This is a genomic window from Adhaeribacter soli, from assembly GCF_008727925.1.
In the GTDB taxonomy this organism is placed as follows: Bacteria; Bacteroidota; Bacteroidia; order Cytophagales; family Hymenobacteraceae; genus Adhaeribacter_A; species Adhaeribacter_A soli.
In genome coordinates, this window is record NZ_VTWT01000012.1 from 110,420 (window position 1) to 133,408 (window position 22,989).

The following is a 22,989-nucleotide window of genomic DNA, read 5'->3' on the forward strand; positions in this document are numbered from 1 at the left end:
ATGCTCAGATATTATCTGAATTTCGGGCTTCTTCCTTTTTGTGGTAAAATGTAGGTCAGGTTAAAACCGGTCACAATATACCAGTCTTTATCGGTACGGTCGCCACGCTGGTCGTTATATTGCCCCCAGCCTACCTGAGGACCAAGTGGCTGCTCACCGGAACGGTCAGCTAAAGCAGCAGATAAGGGATTATTTGCTGCCAAAGCAACCGGATCAGCGTAAAATCCGCTTACGTCATCCAGGTAATCGGTAAAGGTTTTTCTCCAGCCAATTTCGAAGCCTAAGTCCCAGTTTTTATCCAGTTTGTACTTAACGCCTAAACCGAAGGGGATAGCGATCTGAATTCTTGAATACGGGTCATCATAATTGCCAAGCGGATCAGAGGAATCATCTAAGTTTTGTCCTTCAGTACCCAGTGGCTGAAGCGCAACAAATTCGCCTCTGTATTCAGCTTTCGGGTTATGGGCAAAAACGGCTACCCCGGCAAAAGCATAAGGAGAGAAATCCGGACGTTTTAAATAATTACCGCGGTTCTCGAACAGATCGAAGGTACCAACAAAGCTCAGTTCCTTAATGTCGTTCCGGAAACTCAGGTTACGGATAAAACGTGGTCTGTTTTCCGCTTCGTCTACAGAGGCACTTTTAGCATCGTCGCCGGTAATCCGGCCCCAGGCCAGGGCCGCTCTTACGGAGATCCGGGGAGTAAAACGACGGGTGTACGATACGCCGATATTCGGGCGGGTAGATTTAAAACGCAAGCTCGTGAAATCCGATTCCGGCACAATATCACCGAAATAGTTCATAGCATTCAAGTGAAAACCTACTGAGTTATAGGCCTTTCTTCTGCTGAAACGCTGCGCATCGGCATCGGCAACAGAGAGCACTACCATCAGAAGCGCCATTGCGGCTCCGGAGCAAAAGTTCTTCATATTCATAAAGTCTGTATATTTTTCTTTATACGCGGTATAATTATTCCAATTTAAAACACGGCCAAAATTAAGAATTTAGTTCGTTAATTAACAAGCCTTTAACAAAGTTTTTTTTCTATATTCTAATTTTCAATATTTTCCTCCCTGTTTTACTCGTTTCGCTTATCCAAACCCCAGTTTAATTTGGTACGCAAAGTCGATAAAAAATTCACCTGATTGATCTTTACCAGCCGGGCGTTAAAATTTTCGCGGCGCACAGCAAGTTGCACACCCGTTTCCACAATTTTGGAACGCGAGTCCAGCGATACCAGGAAATTATTGCTTCGGCCTTCTACCTCAAACGAAATTACACTTTTATCGGGCACCACCAATGGCCGTACATTCAAATTATGAGGACATACGGGAGCAATAACGAAATTGTTTGTCTGGGGCATCACTACCGGGCCACCGCAACTCAGCGAATAGCCGGTAGAACCTGTGGGGGTGGCAACCACCAATCCATCGGCCCAATACGAGTTCAGGTATTCGCCATCTATATACGTATGAACTACGATCATGGATGAAGTATCGGTCTTAGAAATTGTAAATTCATTCAGACCAAAATTTACCCCATCAAAAAGCTCTGCATCCGAGTCGGCCCGGATCAAAGAACGTTCATCGATAACAAAATGTCCTTTAAATAAAGCATCGAGCGCCAGCGGCACTTTATCGTAGGCCACGGTAGCCAGGAAGCCCAACCGGCCGGTATTTATGCCCAAGATCGGGATCTGCCGGGCGCCTACGTAGGTTACCGTATCGAGCAGGGTACCGTCTCCGCCAATGCTGAACACGTAATTTACACCTTTTAAATCGTCGCCCCGCGAAAAGGAACCTACATTTTCGGGTAGCTTCAGGCGGTTCTCCAGGTAAGTCTTAAAATATTCGACAATAATTATTTCCGTATTCCGGCTGGCCAACTCGTCGAAAAGCCCCTGCATAAACGGCAGGATCTCCTCTTTGAATGGTTTGCCGAGTATTGCAATCTTCATAGTTAAAAAGGAAAGGTCGTGTGGATGTACAAACCGGTCCGTCCTTCGCGGTTTACCGAATACTCGAACGTAATTACGCGGTCGTAATACGTAACCAAATGTAAACCCATACCGGTTGCCATGTTCAAGCGGTTCGTTAAAAAATTGGTTTGCTCAAAGCGGTTCTCCACCGTATAGCCGGCATCGGCAAACCAATTCAGGTACAAGGTAACAGGAATACGGTTAAATTTCGGATTCCGGATGAATTTTAATTCAATTTGGTTCAGATCGAGGAGCGGATGTGAAAGCCCCTGCTTTAAAAGTCCGTAGTGCTGCCCTCCTATTACGTACAACTCATAGCCCCGGATGTAGGACGTATATCCCAAGGCAATATTATCGGCATAAGCCAGGTTGGAAGCCAGGCGGCTTTGCCCTTCCAGGGTGTAGCTGTAGTAAAACCGTTTTCCTAAAGGAATGTACCGGCCGTACTTCGCAAAGGCGGTGGTATTATGCTGGTTATTGTTCAGGCCTAGTTGCTGGGTTAAACCAAACTGCAGAAAATGCCCGGCCAGCGGGTAAGCAAACGTGTTCCGGAAGTTCAGGGTGCGGGCTATTTCTAACTCCAGGTATTTGCGGTTCAGGATATTGCTGAAAAATTCCGGGTTTAGTTGATAGACGGAATCTGATATTTCTTCCTGGTGGTAGGAGGCCGTTAAAGTGGTTTGTTTCTGCACGTTTTCCCGAAGGATAAGCGAACCGGTGGCATAGCGTCGCTGGATCGGAAAAACCTCGTCCTGGTGCAGGGTGAGCAGTCTATTTTTTCCGGTGGTATAGTCGAGGGAATGGCTTTGGTATATGGAGCCGCCAAGGCTGAAGCCTAAATTCCGCTTTTTATTGAAATAGGGAACGGTGTAAAATAACTCGTATTTGCGGTTGAAGCCAAGCTGGATGTTTGCTTTCAGGAGTTCGTTGCGGCCCCGGAAATTATACTGCACCAGGTGCAGCCCGTAATCGATGCGGTTGAAATCTTTTTTTTCGAGCCAGGCATTTATGTTGCGGTCGGCGAGCGAAAAAATAGGGACCGGAAAAAGATACCAGCGTTCCTGCACTTCGAAAATAATGGTAACCCGGCCGGCCTGGCAAACGGTTTCGTAGCGCACCCAATGAAAAAGCTGCAAATTGTAAAGCCGGAGGCGGTTCTTCTCCAGTCTTTTCTCCAGTTCTCCGGAAGTAAGGATCTCGCCTTCCACCAGGTCGAGCTCGGCCCTGAGCACGCGTTCTTTCGTTTTCCGGTTTCCTACAAAAACCACCACGGCAATCTGCAGACTATCGGTTTCGGAGCACAGGCGAAGTTGCGAAGGCGCTGAGGCAACGCTTCCAGGCAACCGCAACGTGGTATCGGGTTGGGCAAAAAAAGTCAGGAAAAGGGCAAGAAGGCAGTTCAGCACTCGGAAACCAGCGTTACATATTCAGGTATCGCAGCAACAGGTCGTAGCGGTCTTTATCGGCCTGGTGATCGGTTGTCTCCTGAAACTGGGCAATGATCCGGTAGTCGAAACGCTCGAGGGTAGCTATGATACGGGTAAGATCGGTGGTGTTGATTTTCAGCGTAAGCTTTATTTTGTAAGGGTCCAGCTCGTCGGGCGAAACGTAGGCGCTCAGAATTTTGGCATCGTTGCTTTCTACGTGGCGGCTGATCTGGCTCAGGGAATAATCGCGTTCGGGCATGGAAAGCACCAGAATGCCACCCTGCCCCTGCAACGCCGACATCTGCCCGAAGGCCGCAATGGTATCGTTTACGGTAATTACCCCGAAAAACTCCTGGTGTTCGTCTAAAACCGGCACCACCTGGATCTTATTTTTAATGGCCACCTCCATTACCCGGTAAAAATGCTGGTTGTACATCACGTACGCATCCTCGAAGCTGAGCTTCACATTTTCCAGGCTCTGGTAATTCTGATCTTTCTCGATGATATCGTCTTCGGTGATCAGGCCCAGGTAGCGGCGGTTTTTGACTACCGGCAACTGGTTTACCCGGAATTCTTCCATCCACTTCACGGCCTTCTCCGTGGAGTCAGAGAGTTTGAGCGGCGGAATCATGGGGTTTATCAGTTCTTCGGCAATCATATTCTTGTGTAATTCAATTCCGCAAAAACGGGCAGGTGTAATACCTGAACAGCCTCAATAAGGTTATGACTTTTTATACGGAATTTGCTACCGTTCTTACGGATGTTGGGCTAAGTATTTGGCCAATATGCGGTTAAACTCCTCGGGATGCTCCATCATGGGGGCGTGTCCGCATTTATCGATGAAATGCAGTTCGGAATTTTTAAGCAGGCGGTTAAACTCGTGGCCGACCATTGGCGGGGTAATGGTATCGTTTAACCCCCAAACCAGCAGCGTTGGCTTATCGATCTTGGTAATATCCTTTGCCATGTTGTGGCGCTGAGCTGATTTGGCAATGGAAATGATCCGGAGGCACTTGGAGTTGCTGTTCGTAATATCGAAAACCTCGTCTACCAGTTCTTTGGTGGCTACATTCGGGTCGTAAAAGGTGTGCTTGGTACGCTCTTCCACAAAGCCGTAATTACCCCGTTTCGGAAAGGTGCCGCCCATGGAATCTTCGAACAAACCGGAGCTGCCGGTAAGCACCAGCCGCTTTACCATTTCCGGATTTTTCAGCGTATACACCAACCCCACGTGGCCACCCAGCGAATTTCCGAGCAAGGTCAGGTTTTTAAGGTTCTTAAACGCTACGAAATCTTCGATAAAATTGCAGAGCCCGGAAACGCCGGCCTTTATAAGCGGCATCTCATAGATAGGCATGAGCGGAATAACCACCCGGTATTTATCGGAAAAGCCATCGACGACGCCCTGCCAGTTGCTTAACGCCCCAAACAAACCGTGTAAAAGCAATAAAACTTCGCCGCTGCCTTCGTCTATAAATTGATATTCGCCTTCCTGTTTAACCGTGAGTTCCATCTCAAAAAAAATCTAATGCTGCCGGAAAATATACTGCTAACCGACAATTTTTGCAATACTAAGCCAATTTCGGAGTATATCCAAACCGTAGGTGGTAAGCAAAGCCTCCGGGTGAAACTGCACCGCCCAAACCGGATGTTCCACGTGGCAAAAAGCCATTAATTCTCCTTGTTTTGTTTGGGCCAGTGGCTTCAGGGTTTCGGGCAGTTCTGTAAGCAATAACGAATGATACCGCGTAACCGGCATATTTCCGGGTAAATTTTGAAACAGCGATTCGTTTAAGCAGCTTATTTCCGAAATTTTGCCGTGCATGGGCTTAGTGGCTTTCTGAAGTTTCGCCCCGTAAAATTCGCCCAAGGCCTGGTGCCCTAAGCAAATTCCTAATATCGGCAGTTTGTTGTGGTAGTGTTGAATTACTTCCATCAGCACGCCGGCCTCCTTTGGTTTCCCCGGTCCCGGCGAAAGAATTATTCCTTCGAACTGGTGCTTTTGAATTTCAGCTAAGGGAACATCGTTGCGCAATACCAGCACTTCCTGCCCTAATTGTTGAAAATAGTCGCGGAGGTTGTAGGTGAAAGAATCGAAGTTATCGAGGAGGAGCAGCAAGGTTTGATTTGGAGATTTGGGAATGTGAAGATTAATAGCGTAAGGTTTAAACCCTATGCTACTGTGGAACAATTATTTGCATGTAAAACCTCAAACAACCCTTTCTTACGTTTAATAGAGAAACCTCTACCTCGCAATTTTGTAATTTAAATTCAACGTTAATAAGGCCGAACTATACCTGTTTTCAACCTTAAAAGGCTCCATCTTCGGAAAAGTATTCGAAATACCCTGGTAATACTTGATCATAGGCGTAACCTGGAATTTATCATTTTCAAAAACCTTATAGCCTGCACCAACAATACCACCAAAAATGAAATCTGCAGTTGTATGGGTTAAATCAGTTGGAACACCTATTTTGCACCCGCTTATCGGTTTCGGATAATCGCGAAATGCTTTTACATTGTAACCGCCAAAAACTCCGATGGATGTCAGAAATTTATTTGAATTACCTAAATGAAAATTTACGGTGAGTGGAATAATCAAGTAATCTCTTTTGACTGTCATCTCTTTTCTAATGCCATCTGTATATTGATAGCATTCAGGCGTTGGTTCTTTATCTCCTTGCCTTAAATAATGAAAGCCGACAGTTGCTGAAACGCTTTGATTGAAATAATAAGTAGTATTCAATCCGCTATAATAGGTATCTCTCCTGTTTTCAAAATCGAAGGCGCTATACTTATTACTAGTTGATGAAATCACCCCGGTTTCGATACCAAAAGAAAAGTGCTGTGCATTTAAAATGGTGGAAATGAATAGTAAGAATAGCAGGCTAAGTGTATTTTTCATAAGTATCATTTACAAAATATTCAAAAATCACCTGATTGCTGCAATGCTATTCCCTTAAAACAACCCCTTCAAAACACTTAGCAAAGTCTTGGCAAACGGTAGGGCAAGACCAATTAAATCCAGTGCAAGCGGCGTAGCTTTTACTACGTACGGATAAATTACGGAAGTCTGGGAAGCGTTTTCGGCAATACTTACGCCGGCCATCTGGGAAACGTGCAGCAGCAAACCGATGGCCATACACCATTTCAAAGCACCGATTCCGGCACCCAAAACGTTATCGAACAAGCCCAGCGGGGTAAGGCCGATTACTTTTTTAAGCGCAATGCCTACCATTCTTACGCCCAAAATGATCAGGGCAAATACTACCAGGAACGTAAGCAAAGGCAGCAAGCCGAACACATCGCCGATAAAACTTTTCATTACCGGAATGGCCGCGTTCAGGAGTTTCAAGCCGCCCAAAACGCCGATAATTAAGGCCAAAAGAGAAACAATTTCCAGCAGCAGTCCTTTGCGAAAGCCCATAAAAGCGCCATACGCAAGCGGTATTGCCAGAAACCAGTCAAATGTTGTCACGTCAAGAAGAATGTAATAAACCTCACAGGTTTTTGAAACCTGTGAGGTTTTGATTAATTAATAAATTAAGCGTCGGTGTTGTTTAAAAGGGCGTTCACCGCGTTTGAGATCGCTTTTCCGTCGGCTTGGCCGGCCAGCTCGCGCGCGGCCACGCCCATTACTTTCCCCAGATCCGAAGGCCCTAAAGCACCTACCCGGTTTATGATCTCGAGCAGTTTAATGCGAAGGTCGCCTTCATCGAGCTGGGCCGGCAGGTATTCTTCGATCACCGCAAGCTCAGCCAGTTCAACTTCTTCCAGGTCGGAACGGTATTGTTTTTTATACACTTCTGCCGATTCGCGGCGCTGCTTGGCGGCTTTATTCAGTAATTTCAGTTCCTGATCGGGTGTCAGGGCTTCGGCCGCGCCTTTTTCGGTTTCGGCCAGCATGATCTGGCTTTTTATGCTCCGCAAGGCCTGCAGGCGCACTTTATCTTTCGCCAGCATCGCTTGCTTAATGTCGGCTTCAATTCTCTCTTTTAAGCTCATAGTTTTTATAATTTGGGAATTTGAAGATTCGGAAACTTGAGAATGAATCTATTTCCGAATCTCAGATCATTTAAATCTAACAATTTAACAGTTCAGCCATGAAACCATTTAAGTACTTTTCCGGCCGAAACTGCTACCATTTCGGCAAGTACGGAGAAAGCCGTGAAAGATATAAAGAAAAAAGGCCGTAATTTTGAATTCGATATTTCGACTGTTCGATTTTCGATTATTCGACTATCTTCAAATTTGTTTTCGTATTAAAAAATCGAACAATCGAATATCGAACATTCCAACCTACGAATTCATGGCTAAACTGAGCGTAAATATAAACAAAATTGCCACCATCCGGAACGCCCGCGGCGGCAACAACCCCGACCTGATAAAAGTAGCCCTCGATTGCGAACGGTTCGGCGCTCAGGGCATAACCGTGCACCCGCGTCCTGACGAACGCCACATCCGCTACCAAGACGTACTGGATCTGAAAAATGTGGTAACGACCGAGTTCAACATTGAAGGTAACCCAACCCCGGATTTCCTGGAACTGGTAAAAAAAGTAAAGCCCGAACAGGTAACCTTAGTGCCCGATGCGCCCGACGCCATTACCTCCAACGCCGGCTGGGACACCGTAAAACACCAGGCTTTCCTGAAACTCACTATCAAAGAACTTAAGGACTTGGGCATGCGTGTTTCCATATTCGTAGATCCGTTGGCTGAAATGGTGGAAGCCGCCAAAGAAACCGGTACCGACCGCATTGAACTTTACACTGAAGCCTACGCCAAAAACTACCACCAGAACCGCGAAGCCGCCATTGCACCCTATAAATCGGTAGCCATGCTGGCCCAAAAACTAGGCCTTGGCTTAAACGCCGGCCACGACCTGGACCTGGACAACTTGAAATACCTGCACCAGAATTTACCCGGCCTGCTGGAAGTTTCGATTGGGCACGCTTTGATCTGTGATGCGCTTTATTATGGTTTGGAAAATACCATTCAGCTTTATTTGCGGCAGCTTGACCCCACCCCTACCCTCCCCTAATTCAGGGGAGGGAGTCTTTTACTGAAATTTCAGAGACTCTGTTTTAAAATCACAAATTGCCAAGTTCAAGCAAAGATTGCTTCAAAATTAAAAAACCTGCTAACCGAGTCCTCCTCCCCTGTTTTTAGGGGAGGGCCGGGGTGGGGTCCAATATGCCGATCAATAGAATTCCTATTTCCGAAGTTCTTTCTTTAAAAGAACACCTGCCGCTGCTCGATATCCGTTCGCCGAAAGAGTTTGCGGCCGGCCATATTCCGGGCGCCTTAAGTTTTCCGCTTTTTTCCGACGAAGAACGCCACCAGATCGGCACGGCTTACAAACAGATTTCGCAGGAAAAAGCGGTGCTGATGGGACTGGATTTTTTCGGGCCGAACATGAGCGCTATGGTAAAGCAGGCAAAAAAGCTGGCGCCGGGAAAAGAAGTGCTGCTACATTGCTGGCGCGGGGGCATGCGGAGCCAAAGCGTAGCCTGGCTTCTGGACCTGGCCGGTTTCAAGGTGCATCTGCTCGATTTCGGGTATAAAAGCTACCGCCATTATGCACTGGAACAATTCGGAAAGAAATACCGCTTGCTTTTAATTGGCGGGGCAACCGGCAGCGGCAAAACCGAAATCCTGACTGAACTTATTAAGCTGAACGAACCGGTGATCGATCTGGAAAAACTAGCCAACCACAAAGGCTCGGCTTTCGGCACCATCGGTATGCCCCCGCAGGGAACCATCGAGCAATTCGAAAACGACCTGGCTCTGGAATTAGCTGCTTTAAACGTAAGCAAAACTACCTGGCTCGAAGACGAAAGCATCAGTATTGGAAAAGTGAACGTTCCCAAGCCATTCCACGAACAGATGCGCGCCGCCCCGGTCTTAAAACTGGAGATTCCGCGGGAAGTCCGGGTAAAGAAACTGGCGGAAGAATATTGTAAAGTTAAAAAAGAGGTTCTGTCTGGTTCCATCACTAAAATCCAGAAACGTCTGGGTGGCCTGTCTACCAAAGAAGCCTTAGCTGCCATCGAAGCCGGCGATATGGAAAAGATGGTGGAGATTGCGTTGGTTTACTACGACAAAGCTTACCAGTTCGAGCTCGACCACAAAGAAAACATTCAGATCATAAACGTACCGCTTGAAACAACCAATGCTGCTGAAAATGCGGAAATACTGCTGAACGTTGCGAAGAAAAATGGTATGCTTTTGAGGTAAAAGACTGAATGCTGGTGCGAGCCTCCGGCTCGTACCTATGCTACTTTTTTAAGAGCTAAACAAGGAATTAAAAGCTGAATTAAATAGATACGAGCCGGAGGCTCGCACCAGCAAACACAAAAATTTTAAACTAGAATTCATGTCAGATATAGAAATCTCCGAAATAAAACTTACTCAATACAGCCACGGCGCGGGCTGCGGCTGCAAAATCTCGCCGAAAATCCTCGACCAGATCCTGCATTCCGCCATAGAAATCCCCAAAGATAAAAACCTGCTGGTTGGCAACGATTCGCGCGACGATGCGGCGGTTTACGACATCGGCAACGGACAAGCCATTATCAGCACCACCGATTTTTTCATGCCGATTGTGGACGATGCCTTCGATTTCGGGCAGATCGCCTCGGCAAACGCCATTTCCGATGTGTATGCCATGGGCGGGAAACCGCTGATGGCGATTGCGGTTTTAGGTTGGCCGATCGACAAACTGGCGCCGGAAGTGGCAAAGCGTGTAATTGAAGGCAGCCGGCATTTGTGCCACCAGGCCGGTATTCCGCTGGCCGGCGGCCATTCCATCGATTCACCGGAGCCCATTTTTGGGTTGGCCGTTACCGGGATGGTGCAAATTGAAAACCTGAAACAGAACAACACGGCTACCGAAGGCTGTGAGCTTTACCTGACCAAACCGCTCGGTGTAGGCATTTTAACCACTGCGCAGAAAAAAGGCCTATTGCAACCGGAACACGCCCAGATCGCGCCAAAGCAAATGATGCAGCTGAATAAAATCGGCGCGGAATTAGGCAAACTCAAGAGCGTAAAAGCCCTGACCGATGTAACCGGTTTCGGTTTACTGGGTCACTTAAGCGAAATGTGCGAAGGCAGCAACCTGAACGCCGAAATAGAATTCGGCAAAGTGCCGAAAATTGCCGAAGCCGAAGAATATCGTTTGCAGAAAGCCATTCCCGGAGGTACCAACCGCAACTTCGACAGCTACGGCCATAAAGTCGGCCCGCTTACTGACGAACAGAAACATTACCTCTGTGATCCGCAAACTTCCGGCGGTTTACTGGTGGCCGTGCAGCCGGAAAACCGGGAAGAAGTTCAGGAAGTTTTTGCGAACTTTGGCCTGCAATTAGAAGCTTTCGGAAAACTGACCGCTGCTACCGGCGCAACCGAACGCATTCAAATAAAGTAACCCTATTATGAATCTACACTTCCGCACCCTCGGCGAAGGCCGCCCTTTCGTAATTCTGCACGGCCTTTTCGGCACTTCCGATAACTGGCAAACGCTGGGCCGCCGCTTTTCCGAAACGCACAAAGTTTACCTCGCAGACATGCGCAACCACGGCCGCACCGAACACAGCGCCGCGTTCGATTACCAGCTCATGGCCGACGACATAAAAGAATTTGTGGAAAGCGAAAACCTGCAGGACCCGATCATCATGGGCCACAGCATGGGCGGCAAAGCGGCGATGCAATTCGCGCTGCAAAACCCGGAGCTGCTTTCGGAGTTGATCGTAGTAGACATTGCGCCAAAATCTTACCCGCCGCACCACGACGAAATCATTGCCGGCCTGAAAGCCATTGACCTGGCCAGCCTGAAAAGCCGGAACGAGGCCGACGAACAATTGAAAGCTTACGTGCCGGAAGCCGATACGCGTTTGTTCCTGCTTAAGAACCTGTACCGCAAAGAAGACAACACCTTCGCCTGGCGCGCAAACCTGCAGGCCGTAGAAGAAAACATCGACAAGCTCACCAACAACATTCAACTGGCTTCTTCCTTCCCGAAACCGACCCTGTTTATTCGCGGCGGCCGGTCCCGGTACATTAAACCCGAAGACACTGCCACCATCAAGGAATACTTTCCGGCCGCCAGAATAGAAACCATCGAAGAAGCCGGCCACTGGGTACACGCCGAAGCCCCGGAGAAGTTCTACGACATTGTAATGAATTTTCTGAAGCAGGTTTTAGACACAAGTATCAGGTAGCAAGACACAAGACTTTTTTAGCATAGAATGATAACTTTTTAGGTACAAAATGAAAAAGCTCTTCCGGATTTGCAACCCTACAACACAAAAAAGCTCTTTCGGATTTGTAATCCGGAAGTTTTGAGTTGCGGATTTGTAATCCGCCTGGCACTAAAGCTGGCTATAAAACACTAAACTATTCGGCTTAAAAGTCGGTTTGCAAATCTTTCTAACACTTGCTACGGGATTTAAAACCCTAAAGAGCAGTGCTGAAAACAGTAGTGTTTTGTGTAAAGGTCCTTTAAAATAAAATACCCCTACACTACCTATCATTCAGGAAGAATCTTGTGAATTCTGTGCTTCGAAGTCAGAAGATTCTTTCAGAATGACAATTAAAGTTACCTCTTTTATTACCTATCTAATGCTTTTTAAACTTTAACCTTCCTTCTCTTGAACAAAGGCACTCTCTACCTCATTCCCACGGTTTTAGCCGAAGACACAGCCAAGGAGGTCATTCCGCCTCAGGTTATCAATTGCGTAGCCGGCCTCGATTATTTCCTGGTAGAAAATGCGCGCACGGCCCGCCGGTTCGTGAAAACCATTTCGCCGGAAAAAGTGATCGAGCAGCTGCAGTTTACGGTGGTAGATAAAGACACTCCGGCGGCAGAAGTAAAGAAAGCCCTGCAACCTATTTTAGAAGGAAGAAACGGGGGCGTCATTTCCGAAGCAGGTTGTCCAGGAATTGCCGATCCAGGGGCGGAACTGGCCAAATATGCGCATCAGTTCGGGATAAAAGTGGTGCCTTTGGTGGGGCCTTCGGCTATTTTGCTGGCGCTGATGGGTTCAGGTTTTAACGGACAGAGTTTTGCCTTTCACGGTTATATTCCCATCGATAAAAAGCAGCGCTTTCAGGCCATCAGGAATTTAGAAGCGGAAATGCTGAAACGCGACCAGACCCAGATCTTCATGGAAACCCCTTACCGCAACAACCAGCTTCTTTCCGATTTAATGAGCACGTTAAGCCCGGGAACAAGATTGTGCATAGCCGCCAACATTACCGCGCCGGACGAATTGCTGCAAACCAAAACCGTAGCCGAATGGAAACAAAAACTGCCCGACCTGCACAAAATCCCAACGGTTTTTCTGATCTACAAAGGCATTTAAAACGATAGGATTTCGGGCTTGAAAAGTACTGGTTTGCCTTTATTTGACCTGCTTTTGTTTGAACTAAGATTTATAGGATTGAAAAGATGAACAAGATTTTTCGCAAAAAATATTACTACAAACCCGGAGCGGAAGCAGATAAGGAAAGTTAAAAGGTAGCCGAAACTGCTGCTTTAAACTTAGTCTTCATTTCAAAACTTTTACCGTGCTTTGATCGCAATTCTCTCCTTTTAACTCAGCCCGCTTTTTTCCGGAATTTGAATATTTCTCCCCGGAATAAAATCCTGTCCATCTTTTCAATCCTTAAAATCGTGTTCAGACAATTAAAGTCAGCGCAATATCAGCTAGTGAATTTTTCAGCATAAACCGAAAGCTTGCCAAAACTGGTAAGCTTTTTTTATGTTCTATCCTTACCACCCATCTTCTTTTGCCATGACCAGATTAAGCCAGCTTGCCGAAACCCTCATCGGCTCCGAAATTGTCCGTTTAGGCAACCAGATCAGCGCCCGCATCCGCAATGGCGAAAAGATCTACAACTACACCATCGGCGATTTCGATCCGAATATTTTTCCCATTCCCTGGGAGCTCGAAGCCGGCATCATCGACAGTTATCAGCACCATTATTCCAATTATCCTCCCGGCGAAGGTGTAATGGAACTCCGGCAGGCGGTGGCCCAATTCATCCAGGAACGGGAAGGCCTGACCTACGACATCTCCGAAATCCAGATCGCCAGCGGCGGCCGGCCGCTGATTTATGCCCTTTTCCGCACCGTAGTAGATCCGGGAGACAAGGTAATTTACGCCGTGCCATCCTGGAACAACAACCATTACGTGCACATGACCGGCGGTGCGCATTGCGTAATAGAAGCCTTGCCGGAAAACAATTTCATGCCTACAGCTGCCCAACTGGAACCTCACATGCAGGGTGCCGCCTTACTTTGCCTCTGCACCCCGCAAAACCCGACCGGCACCACTTTCAGTCAAGAAGAACTAAAAAAGATCTGTGACCTGGTACTGGCCGAAAACAAACGTCGCGGTCCGGAAGAAAAAAAGCTCTACGTCATGTTCGATCAGATCTATTTCACCCTGACCTACGGCAATACCCAACACTTTAACCCGGTTTCCTTACGGCCGGAAATGAAAGCCTATACCATTTTTATTGATGGCATGTCGAAAGCGTTTGCGGCAACCGGGGTACGGGTGGGGTGGTCCTTGGGGCCGGCAAACGTGATCAGCAAAATGAAAGCCCTGCTCAGCCACATCGGAGCTTGGGCGCCCATGGCCGAACAGAAAGCAGCCGCCGGTTTCCTGCTGCAGCCAGACGCCATCAATACTTTTCTAACCGAATTCAAAGCCAGACTGGAGGAACGTTTGTGGGCCGTGTACCAGGGCATCATTGCCCTGAAAGAAAATGGCTACGCCCTGGATGCCATTACGCCCCAGGCCGCCATTTACCTCACCATCCGAATGGATCTCGTGGGTAAAATCTATCAGGGCCGGAAATTAGAAAACCAAGGCATGGTTACCGATCTGCTTTTAAGCGAAGCTAAACTGGCCCTTGTGCCGTTCTACGCCTTCGGCGCTAGTCCCGATTCGCCCTGGTACCGCCTGAGCGTGGGCACGAGCAAAACCGAAGAAATCCCCGAAATGCTCTCGAAACTGGAGAACTTCCTGGCAAAGCTACAGTAATTTTGAAAGTTGGTTTAAATAAAAGCGCCTGCAGTAAAAATTGCTGCAGGCGCTTTTGTTTAAAGCAGAACCGTTTCATTGTGGCTGAATTCCCAACATGTCGCAAGTTTAGGCGCAGCCGTAACTTGTGACTAAATCATGGGTCAGTTTGCAACTGACCTTGCCTGCAAGGCAAACATTTAGTCTGCTTTGGGATACTGAAATTTTTGATCAGCAGCTTCCGCCTTTACAAACTAGCTATCAAAAAAGTCACAAGTTACGGCTGCGCCTAAACCTGCGACATGCTTTAACCTTTAATCTTGCTGCGCAATCTCAGTTGCTAAATCATTGCTGCAATAGAAAAAAAGCGTCTGTTTTTAGCTGTTGGGTTGGGTCACGAAAGCCAGGAATAAACCGCCCAGGCCGAAAGATACGCCAGACCGCTCATGTACAGCATTTGAATAATCGGCCATTTCCAGCCTTTGGTTTCGCGGTACACTACGGCAATGGTACTCATGCACTGCATGGCAAACGCATAGAAAAGCAGCAGCGAAAAGCCACGCGCCGGGTTGAAGAACATTTCCCCGTTCTCGTCTTTTTCCATGGCTAATTTCTGCTGAATGGTGGCCTCTTCTTCGTCGGCGCCAACGCTGTAAATGGTGGCCATAGTGCCTACAAAAACTTCGCGGGCGGCAAAAGAAGTCAGCAGGGCAATGCCGATTTTCCAGTCGTAGCCCATCGGGCGGATGGCCGGCTCGATGAAGTGACCGAATTCGCCGGCGTAGGATGACTCGAGTTTGTAGGAAGCAATTTTATTGGCGGTTTCTTCTTCGGTCAGGTTCAGCTTTTGGGCTTCAGTTAAAGCCGTTTTTTCGGCATTTTCCATAGCGTTTCCGGGGCCGTAAGTAGCCATTACCCACAGAATAACCGAAATGGCCAGAATTACTTTACCGGCCTGGAAAACGAACGCTTTTACTTTTTCTACAATCGTTAAACCCACGTTTTTCCAGCGCGGCATTTTGTAGGTCGGGAATTCCATGATGAAGAAACTCCGCTCTTTGGTTTTCAGGAAGAATTTCAGCGCCATGGCCGAAAGCAAAGCGGCCACAAACCCGAGCAGATACATGCCCATGAGTACAATGCCCTGCAAATTCAGGAAGCCAAAATAATATCTTTCTGGAATGATCAGGGCAATGATAACGGTATAGATCGGGATGCGGGCCGAACAACTCATAAGCGGCGTCACGAAGATCGTGATTATGCGGTCTTTCCAGTTATCGATGGTGCGCGTACTCATAATGGCCGGCACGGCACAGGCAGCGCCGGAAATAAGAGGCACCACGCTTTTACCGCTCAGCCCGAATTTGCGCATGATCTTGTCCATCATAAACGTAACGCGGGCCATGTAACCGGTTTCTTCCAGAATGGCAATAAAGGCAAACAAAATAGCGATCTGGGGAATAAAGATCAGAATCCCGCCGAGGCCGGCAATAATGCCTTCGGTTAAAAGATCGACCAGCGGGCCGCTGACGCGCTCATGAATAAAGCCGTTCAAGGCCCCGATGCCGGCGTCGATCAGGTCCATCGGGTAGCTGGCCCAGGCAAAAATGGCCTGAAACATCAGGAACAATACGGCAAAGAAAATAAGGTAACCGAAAACCTTGTGGGTAAGAACTTTATCGAGCTTGTTGCTGAACTGTTCGTTCTTTTCTGCTTTCACCACCCGTACCGAATCGAGCAGCAACCCGTTTATAACCGTGTAGCGCTCAATGGTTTCGGTGGCCTGCAGCGTGTTCGAATCGAATTTATTTTCCTTCAGCAGGTCTTCGATGTAGCTTTTATCGTCGTCGGAAAGAAAGCTTAATTTTTTGTACTGGTGCGCGTAATGCAGCGCCAGGTAATCGTTTTTCAGTTCGAAGTAATACCGGATCTGGCGCACCAGCGTGAGCAGCTCTTCGGGAATTTTATAAAAAGGCTGGTTTAAGCCGGTCAGTTGCTGCGAAGCCAGAATTTTAAGCGCCGCAATGCCAATGCCTTTGCGGGCGTTCATCGGAATAACCGGCACGCCCAAATCCTGCTGCAGTTGCTCTACGTTTATCTGCACGCCGTGCTCTTCTGCCACGTCCATCATGTTCAGGGCTAGCACCAAGGGCAAACCAAGATCGGCGAGTTGGGTAAAGAGCAGCAGGTTGCGTTTCAGGTTCGAAGCATCGGCCGTTACAATGATCAGGTCGGGGTAAGCTTCTGACTTTTTGTTGTGGATCAGGTCGATGATCACCTTTTCGTCCAGCGACTTCGGGTAAAGCGAATACGTGCCGGGAAGGTCGATGATCTGCGCTTTGAGGCTGGGCGTAAGCTGGCTGATGCCGGTTTTTTTATCGACGGTAACACCGGGGAAATTGCCTACTTTCTGGTTTAAGCCGGTTAGTTGGTTAAAGAGCGAGGTTTTGCCGGAATTCGGGTTTCCGATCAGCGCGATCCGGGGAACCCGGTTCTGGGGCGAACTTTGGCGCGCCCGTATTTCTTCCGGGGAAATGAGGACTTCTGGCATAGACTAACCTTTCAGCAGAATGGTTTCTGCTTCATCTAAACGCAGCGAAAGGGTGTAATCGTTCACGATAATAGTAATGGGGTCGCCGAGTGGGGCGCGGCTGTTGAGTTTAACCGTTGTACCCGGAATGCAGCCCATCTCGAGCAATTTCAACCCCATTTCCGGATCTTTCAGGCAACAAATAGTACCCGATTCCCCAATCTTTAAATCCCGAACGCTTTTTTCTTCTCTCTGCACCGCTGCTTATTCTTATTTAGACTCAGTATAAACAGATGCAAGATACAACGGGTTTCTTTTTATTCCAAAAAGGGTAGCGTTTTTTAGAAGCGGAGCCTGGATCTAAGTCTTATACCCTGGTCTGCTTCCCTACCAACAAAGCCCTCATTTTTAATTACCTGTTGCAGAGTGCTTACTACAAATGCTATCCAGCCCTGTGATTTCCACGCCTGGCTTTTTATTACCAAAACTATACCTTTCCGGCCAGGAATAGAACATCTCCGCTAAGCATATTTCGAGGAACAGAACCTGCCGCCACTCATAATGCAAGACTGAATTAATGTTCTACAAATAAACCAATCAGGCCGCTTTAATTCAAAATATCTTTCGTTTCCTAAATTTTCTTTGGCATTCCAATAAAACTATAATATATTTAGAAGCCTTAATAAATTTCCAACCAACAACTTATTATTTATGAGAAAAACTCTACACGCTTCACTCAGGGCGCCAGTTCTCTTATTTAAAGGAAGAGCAAGCCGTTTTCTAACGCTGCTGCTGCTTTTCCTTTTCAGCGCTTATCAGGGGGCCTTGGCCCAGACCACTACTATTTCTACGGAAACCGGCACTAATTTTACTGGTGGAAACGGAGTAGGCGGCAATGCTGCCATTACGTTTGTAGTGGAAAACACCAATAACTACGACATTATTCTTACCGGTGTAGATATGTATTGGGAAACCACTTACAATGGCACCATTCCAACCCTTTGGTATTCATCAACCTCTCTTTCCGGTGCCCCAACCATTGCTGCACCGGACTGGACAAGTATTGCCACGGGTCCTGCGGTAGCTGTAACCTCAAACGCTTATTATCCGGCTTTAACCAATCTTACTTTCGTTATTCCGGCTGGTACACAATATCGGTTCGCGCTACAAACCTCACTGGGCGTAAATTATAGCGGCGCTTCTCCGGTGCCATCACCGTCTGTTTTAAGCGCAGGCGGTGTAAATTTAAAAGTTTACGATGCGACAGTTGGTACAGCCGCAGTAGGCTTCGGAGGCGCTTTTCCAAATCCGACGAATACTCCGCGTGCTTTCACCGGCCGAATTCATTTCAAACAGGCAACCCCTTGTGTTACCCCACCTAACGCTGGGCAAGCTGTCAGCTCCGTTGCCACTGTTTGTCCTAACACTAACTTCCGGTTAAGCCTTACAGGCACCAGCGGCGGAATGGGCAACACTTTAGGTTTGACTTACCAGTGGCAGTCCTCTGCAAATGGCACCACTGGCTGGACTAACATTGCCGGCGCAACCGCCAGTTTCTTAAATACCACGCAAGCTACTACCACCCACTACCGCGCACAATTAACCTGCAGCGGACAAACAGCCAACTCGACTCCGGTACAGGTAACAACTACCGCTACCCCGGTATCCGGAACCTTCACCATCGATAAAAACGCACCGGCTTCGGCTACAAGCTTCCAGAGCTTTGCAGCAGCTATCGGTTCTATCGAGTGTGGTGGTGCGAGCGGCCCAATTGTATTCAATGTGGCTACAGGCTCCGGCCCATATAACGAAAATATGGTTATCCCGGCTATTCCAGGCACTTCTGCTACTAATACTATCACCATTAACGGCAACGGAAATACCTTAACAGGTGCAGTAAGCACAAGCGCTGCCCTACAACTTAACGGCGCTAAGTATGTTCGGGTAAATAACCTGACCATTGAAGCCCTGCCAACGGCTACCTCCGGTCAGGTGGTGCATTTAACCAATGGCGCGGAAAACAATATTTTCACCGGAAACACCATCCGCCACACCGGCAGCCTTACTTCTACCGCTACTTCTTATGCGGTTTATATTTATACGGGCAGCAACAACAACAACACTTTCCAGAACAACACCATTATTGGCGGTTACTATGGAATTTATAACTACAGTGTTTCAACTACTGCCACCCAGAACAATAACCAGTTCATTGGCAATACACTCCGCGACCAATACTATTATGGTATTTACAACTACTATACCACCGGTACCTTAATTGAAGGAAACGATATCAGCCGGCCTACCCGGACCAATGCAGGTTTTTACTATGGTATTTACCTGAGCACCGGTAATATTAATGTGGATATTGTAAAGAACCGCATCCATAATACTCACGGGGCAGCCTCTTCCCTTACCGGAGATGTTTACCCGATCTACATTACCGGATCCGATGCTCCAACCGGCTCGGAAAACATCATCAGCAACAACCTGATCTATGATATTAACAATACCGGCTGGATCTATGGCATTTATTCCGGCGGAAGTGATGGTTCCCATTTCTACCACAATAGCATCAGCATTAATAATTCTGCCAATACCGGAACGGTTCGTGGCTTCTACCAGACCACAGCTGCTACCAACGTAAGGTTCATCAACAACATTGTGAGCATTGTAACCGGCACTTCCGGCACCAAGCACGCCCTGTATTTTGGTACCACTACTTCCACTATTACTTCGAACAACAACGTGCTGTACGTAAGCGGCGGTTCCAGCTCCAGCGGCATTGGCTACTACTCTACCAACCGCGCAACCCTGGCCGACTGGCAGACAGCTAACGGCAATGCTTACGACCAGAATTCTGTTTCTGCTAATCCGCAGTTCGTAAATCTTACTAACGGCAACTTAATACCTACATCGGGCGCTGTGAACAATATCGGACAGCCGGGAACCGGCGTGCTACAAGATGTTACAGGCGCTACCCGCAGCACCACAACTCCGGATGCCGGGGCTTATGAATTTACACCGGCCGCTATCGACGCGGGCGTTTCAGCTATTTCTTCTCCGGTATCGGGCTGCGGCATGACCAGCCAGGAAACCATTACCATCACCATTCAGAATTCTGGTACTACGCCGATCTCCGGATTTCCGGTAAGCTATACCATTAATGGCGGCAATGCGGTTACCGAAAATTATAGCGGAACCATTGCGGCAGGCCAATCTGCCACTTACAGCTTTACCACAAAGGCTAACCTGGGCACAGCCGGCACTTACACCATTGTAGCTCAGACGAACTTAAGCGGCGATGGATTAGCTGCTAACGATGCCTTTACCAAAACGGTAACTGCAATTCCAAGCATTTCCACCTACCCGTACTTCGAGAACTTTGAAGCCGGAAACGGCGGCTGGGTTGCTGGCGGAACAAGCTCCTCGTGGGCATTGGGTACCCCAGCCAAAAGCGTTATTAATTCTGCCGGCTCCGGTACCAAATCCTGGGTAACCAACCTGACGGGAGACTATAATGCCAGTGAGCAATCGCAGGTGGTAGGCCCTTGCTTTAACCTTAGCTCTCTGGTTCAGCCGATCATTACCCTGAAGATCTGGTGGAACATGGAAAACAATTACGAAAAGGCGGCCCTGCAGTCTTCCATTGATGGCGGCGTTACCTGGCAGCATGTGGGCGCTTTCGGCGACCCGAACAACTGGTACAACAACAACAGTACATTTGGGCCAGGTGTAGGCGGCGGCGTGAAAGAAGGCTGGAGCGGAAATGCCACTTCCAACAATGGTTCCGGTGGCTGGTTAACCGCCAAGCACGCCTTAACCGGCCTGGGCGGACAATCTTCCGTATTGCTGCGCATCGCTTTCGGCTCCGATGGTATTGTTCAGGACAACGGCTTTGCCTTTGATGATGTGAGCATCTTTGAATCTCCGGCCAACGATGTTGGTGTGGTAGCCCTGACCGCTCCGGCGCTTTCCGGCTGCGGTTTCACCACTACCGAGCAGGTGTGTATTAGCATTACGAACTACGGTTCGGCAGCCACTACTTCCTTCCCTGTTTCTTATCAGATCGGCAACAACCCGGTTGTAACCGAAACGGTAAGCACCCCGATTGCTCCGGGCGCTAGCCTGAATTACTGCTTTACCACCCGCGCCAACTTGGCTGCCGGCGGTAACTATAACTTCACTTTCACTACCAACCTGGCAAACGATGGCGACCCAAGCAATAACACCTTGACCAAGGTAGTTGCCAACCCGCTCATCAACGTGTTCCCACATACCCAGGATTTTGAAACTTCTACTGCAGGCGCACCGGGCACCTTGCCGGCCGGCTGGAGCATTACACCTGCTACCGGTTTCCGCTGGGAAGTAGAAGACGGCCCGACTTCCTCAACCGATACCGGCCCGAACGTAGACCATACAACCGGCGCAGCAGGCGGTAAATTTGTTTACACCGAAGCTTCTTCCGGCTCAACCGGAGACATTGCCGAACTGATCTCCCCATGCATTGACCTGACAGGCTTATCAACCCCTGGCTTTGAATTCTGGTACCACATGGCCGGCACTGCCATGGGCTCGATGGATATTGACGTAACTACCAACAACGGCACTACCTGGACCACGCTGCATACCTTCACCGGCCAGCAGCAGACCAGCGAGTCTGACCCTTGGTTGAAGCGCACCATCAGCCTGGCAGGTTATACCGGCATGGTAAAGATCCGCTTCAAAGGAACCCGCGGCAACAGCTTTGAAGGTGACATGGCCATTGACGACGTACGCTTCTACAACATTGGCGCAGTAGATCTAGGTATTACTTCCTTTACCCCATTAACCAAGATCTGCGGCTTTACCAACAACGAGCAGGTTCAGGTAATGATCGATAACCTGGGCGGCCTGAATGCCACCGGCTTTACCATGTCGTACACGGTAGACGGCGGCACTGCGGTAACAGAAACCTTTACCGGTACGCTGGCCCCGAACTCTCCAACTACCTTCACCTTTGCCCAGGGCGCGAACCTTTCTGCCCCAGGCCCGCACACAATTGTGGTAACCATTACCGGCAACGGCGATCCGAATGCTACTAACAACACCATTACCTACACCATTACCAACGCTACTTTAACGGGTATGCCACCGGTAATCGACTTTGAAACCGCTACCACCGACCTGTCGATTATGCGGGTAGTAAAAGGCACCAAAGGTAATGTGACCGAAGGAACTGGCGCCAGCTTTGGCACAGGCACCAAAGGTATGATTATGGATGCCACTTCAGCTACCGGCTGGACCATTCCTGCCGGCACGGTTAACCCGTGGACCAATAACCTGGATAACTTTGCCGGCACGTACCTGTGCTTTAATCCGACCAGCAACGGCCAGAACGACTCACTGTGGCTGTACTTTGATCTGAAGCAGCTCTACAAAGGAGCCAGTGCCAACACCAACTTCCGCGTAACCGTGAACGGTACCCCGGTTGGCGGCAACCAGACCACTCCGGCCAACACCTACCGTCCGCCGTTCTCCGGCACCGGCGGAACTACCAACTGGACCCCGATCAAGATCAGCCTGCTGCAGTATGCCAACCTGCCAAACATCCAGATCGGTTTTGAATCGAGCGTGTCTGAGCCGTATGCTAATGGCACAGGAACTGCTAACCTGATAGACAACATCCGGATTCGCAGAGTGGCTGCCTCTCCAAGCGGAGTAAGCAAAGGTTTACTGGCCGGACAGGTGAATGTTTATCCGAACCCATCGGCTGGTATCTTCCAGGTGAGCCTGCCGGAAGGCAAAGTTTACCAACTGGAAGTAACCGACCTGACCGGCAGAAGAATCCTGAGCAAAGAAACCAGGGACAACACAAGCCTTGATCTCAGCAAAGCTGCCAAAGGTATTTACCTGCTTAAAGTAACTACCCAGGGTGCTTCTACCATGAAGAAGATCATTGTGGAATAAACTTCCTGATAGTACCTTAACTGAAAAGCCCCGGCAAGTTGCCGGGGCTTTTTGTTTAAAAGGACATCAGCA

The 22,989-nt window shown here is 48.5% G+C and carries 18 protein-coding genes; 7 read left to right on the forward strand and 11 right to left on the reverse strand.

The genetic code is table 11. The features are described from left to right. Nucleotides 1-11 precede the first annotated feature (11 nt). From F0P94_RS17895 to F0P94_RS17935, 9 genes are all read right to left on the reverse strand, one after another. A complete protein-coding gene (locus F0P94_RS17895) occupies nt 12-935 on the reverse strand; it encodes a DUF6089 family protein (protein WP_225307275.1) in 924 nt (307 codons plus the stop codon). Nucleotides 936-1,078: 143 nt separating this feature from the next. After that, on the reverse strand, nt 1,079-1,957 hold the full coding sequence (locus F0P94_RS17900) for an NAD kinase (RefSeq protein WP_150905615.1): 879 nt from the start codon (nt 1,955-1,957) through the stop codon (nt 1,079-1,081). Nucleotides 1,958-1,959: 2 nt separating this feature from the next. Continuing rightward, nucleotides 1,960-3,384, reverse strand: a complete 1,425-nt coding sequence (locus F0P94_RS17905) for a POTRA domain-containing protein (protein ID WP_191907096.1) — start codon at nt 3,382-3,384, stop codon at nt 1,960-1,962. Nucleotides 3,385-3,397: 13 nt separating this feature from the next. Beyond that, nucleotides 3,398-4,063, reverse strand: coding sequence for a CBS domain-containing protein (locus tag F0P94_RS17910; protein ID WP_150905618.1), 666 nt, complete (start codon nt 4,061-4,063; stop codon nt 3,398-3,400). A gap of 96 nt (nt 4,064-4,159) precedes the next feature. After that, entirely contained in the window at nt 4,160-4,918 is a 759-nt protein-coding gene (locus F0P94_RS17915) for an alpha/beta fold hydrolase (RefSeq protein ID WP_150905620.1), read from the reverse strand. Between the two features lie 36 nt (nt 4,919-4,954). After that, a complete protein-coding gene (locus F0P94_RS17920; protein WP_150905623.1) occupies nt 4,955-5,524 on the reverse strand; it encodes an anthranilate synthase component II in 570 nt (189 codons plus the stop codon). A 126-nt stretch (nt 5,525-5,650) separates the two neighbouring features. Beyond that, on the reverse strand, nt 5,651-6,310 hold the full coding sequence (locus F0P94_RS17925) for an outer membrane beta-barrel protein (protein WP_191907097.1): 660 nt from the start codon (nt 6,308-6,310) through the stop codon (nt 5,651-5,653). Between the two features lie 54 nt (nt 6,311-6,364). After that, the gene (locus F0P94_RS17930; RefSeq protein WP_150905629.1) at nt 6,365-6,883 is read right to left on the reverse strand and encodes a CvpA family protein; all 519 of its coding nucleotides are present in this window, start codon (nt 6,881-6,883) and stop codon (nt 6,365-6,367) included. 65 nt (nt 6,884-6,948) lie between these two features. Then, nucleotides 6,949-7,410 carry a GatB/YqeY domain-containing protein gene (locus tag F0P94_RS17935; protein WP_150905631.1) on the reverse strand — a complete coding sequence of 154 codons (462 nt, stop codon included), beginning with the start codon at nt 7,408-7,410 and terminating at the stop codon, nt 6,949-6,951. A 304-nt stretch (nt 7,411-7,714) separates the two neighbouring features. On the opposite strand from F0P94_RS17935, the gene F0P94_RS17940 reads away from it, so the two are divergent. From F0P94_RS17940 to F0P94_RS17965, 6 genes are all read left to right on the forward strand, one after another. Beyond that, on the forward strand, nt 7,715-8,446 hold the full coding sequence (locus F0P94_RS17940) for a pyridoxine 5'-phosphate synthase (protein WP_150905634.1): 732 nt from the start codon (nt 7,715-7,717) through the stop codon (nt 8,444-8,446). Between the two features lie 152 nt (nt 8,447-8,598). Continuing rightward, nucleotides 8,599-9,642, forward strand: coding sequence for a tRNA 2-selenouridine(34) synthase MnmH (gene mnmH / locus F0P94_RS17945; RefSeq protein WP_150905637.1), 1,044 nt, complete (start codon nt 8,599-8,601; stop codon nt 9,640-9,642). Nucleotides 9,643-9,781: 139 nt separating this feature from the next. Further along, complete coding sequence (gene selD / locus F0P94_RS17950; protein ID WP_150905640.1) at nt 9,782-10,834, forward strand: selenide, water dikinase SelD; 1,053 nt, start codon at nt 9,782-9,784, stop codon at nt 10,832-10,834. Between the two features lie 7 nt (nt 10,835-10,841). Beyond that, the gene (locus tag F0P94_RS17955; RefSeq protein WP_150905642.1) at nt 10,842-11,627 is read left to right on the forward strand and encodes an alpha/beta fold hydrolase; all 786 of its coding nucleotides are present in this window, start codon (nt 10,842-10,844) and stop codon (nt 11,625-11,627) included. Between the two features lie 429 nt (nt 11,628-12,056). Continuing rightward, a complete protein-coding gene (locus F0P94_RS17960) occupies nt 12,057-12,770 on the forward strand; it encodes an SAM-dependent methyltransferase (protein ID WP_150905645.1) in 714 nt (237 codons plus the stop codon). A 399-nt stretch (nt 12,771-13,169) separates the two neighbouring features. After that, nucleotides 13,170-14,459 carry a pyridoxal phosphate-dependent aminotransferase gene (locus F0P94_RS17965; protein WP_225307276.1) on the forward strand — a complete coding sequence of 430 codons (1,290 nt, stop codon included), beginning with the start codon at nt 13,170-13,172 and terminating at the stop codon, nt 14,457-14,459. 373 nt (nt 14,460-14,832) lie between these two features. Here F0P94_RS17965 and feoB read toward each other — a convergent pair whose 3' ends face one another. Both feoB and F0P94_RS17975 read right to left on the reverse strand, forming a co-directional pair. Beyond that, nucleotides 14,833-16,989, reverse strand: coding sequence for a ferrous iron transport protein B (feoB, locus tag F0P94_RS17970; protein WP_150905647.1), 2,157 nt, complete (start codon nt 16,987-16,989; stop codon nt 14,833-14,835). A 3-nt stretch (nt 16,990-16,992) separates the two neighbouring features. After that, a complete protein-coding gene (locus tag F0P94_RS17975) occupies nt 16,993-17,226 on the reverse strand; it encodes a FeoA family protein (RefSeq protein ID WP_150905649.1) in 234 nt (77 codons plus the stop codon). Between the two features lie 453 nt (nt 17,227-17,679). Here F0P94_RS17975 and F0P94_RS17980 point away from each other — a divergent pair, with 453 nt between their 5' ends. Next, entirely contained in the window at nt 17,680-22,917 is a 5,238-nt protein-coding gene (locus F0P94_RS17980) for a T9SS type A sorting domain-containing protein (protein WP_150905652.1), read from the forward strand. Nucleotides 22,918-22,989: the final 72 nt, after the last annotated feature.

Coding starts and splice junctions, on each gene's coding strand:
- F0P94_RS17895 (WP_225307275.1), bottom strand. CDS start 935: ATGAATATGAAGAACTTTTGCTCCGGAGCCGCAATGGCGCTTCTGATG.
- F0P94_RS17900 (WP_150905615.1), bottom strand. CDS start 1,957: ATGAAGATTGCAATACTCGGCAAACCATTCAAAGAGGAGATCCTGCCG.
- F0P94_RS17910 (WP_150905618.1), bottom strand. CDS start 4,063: ATGATTGCCGAAGAACTGATAAACCCCATGATTCCGCCGCTCAAACTC.
- F0P94_RS17915 (WP_150905620.1), bottom strand. CDS start 4,918: ATGGAACTCACGGTTAAACAGGAAGGCGAATATCAATTTATAGACGAA.
- F0P94_RS17925 (WP_191907097.1), bottom strand. CDS start 6,310: ATGAAAAATACACTTAGCCTGCTATTCTTACTATTCATTTCCACCATT.
- F0P94_RS17935 (WP_150905631.1), bottom strand. CDS start 7,410: ATGAGCTTAAAAGAGAGAATTGAAGCCGACATTAAGCAAGCGATGCTG.
- F0P94_RS17940 (WP_150905634.1), top strand. CDS start 7,715: ATGGCTAAACTGAGCGTAAATATAAACAAAATTGCCACCATCCGGAAC.
- mnmH (WP_150905637.1), top strand. CDS start 8,599: ATGCCGATCAATAGAATTCCTATTTCCGAAGTTCTTTCTTTAAAAGAA.
- selD (WP_150905640.1), top strand. CDS start 9,782: ATGTCAGATATAGAAATCTCCGAAATAAAACTTACTCAATACAGCCAC.
- F0P94_RS17955 (WP_150905642.1), top strand. CDS start 10,842: ATGAATCTACACTTCCGCACCCTCGGCGAAGGCCGCCCTTTCGTAATT.
- F0P94_RS17965 (WP_225307276.1), top strand. CDS start 13,170: ATGTTCTATCCTTACCACCCATCTTCTTTTGCCATGACCAGATTAAGC.
- feoB (WP_150905647.1), bottom strand. CDS start 16,989: ATGCCAGAAGTCCTCATTTCCCCGGAAGAAATACGGGCGCGCCAAAGT.
- F0P94_RS17980 (WP_150905652.1), top strand. CDS start 17,680: ATGAGAAAAACTCTACACGCTTCACTCAGGGCGCCAGTTCTCTTATTT.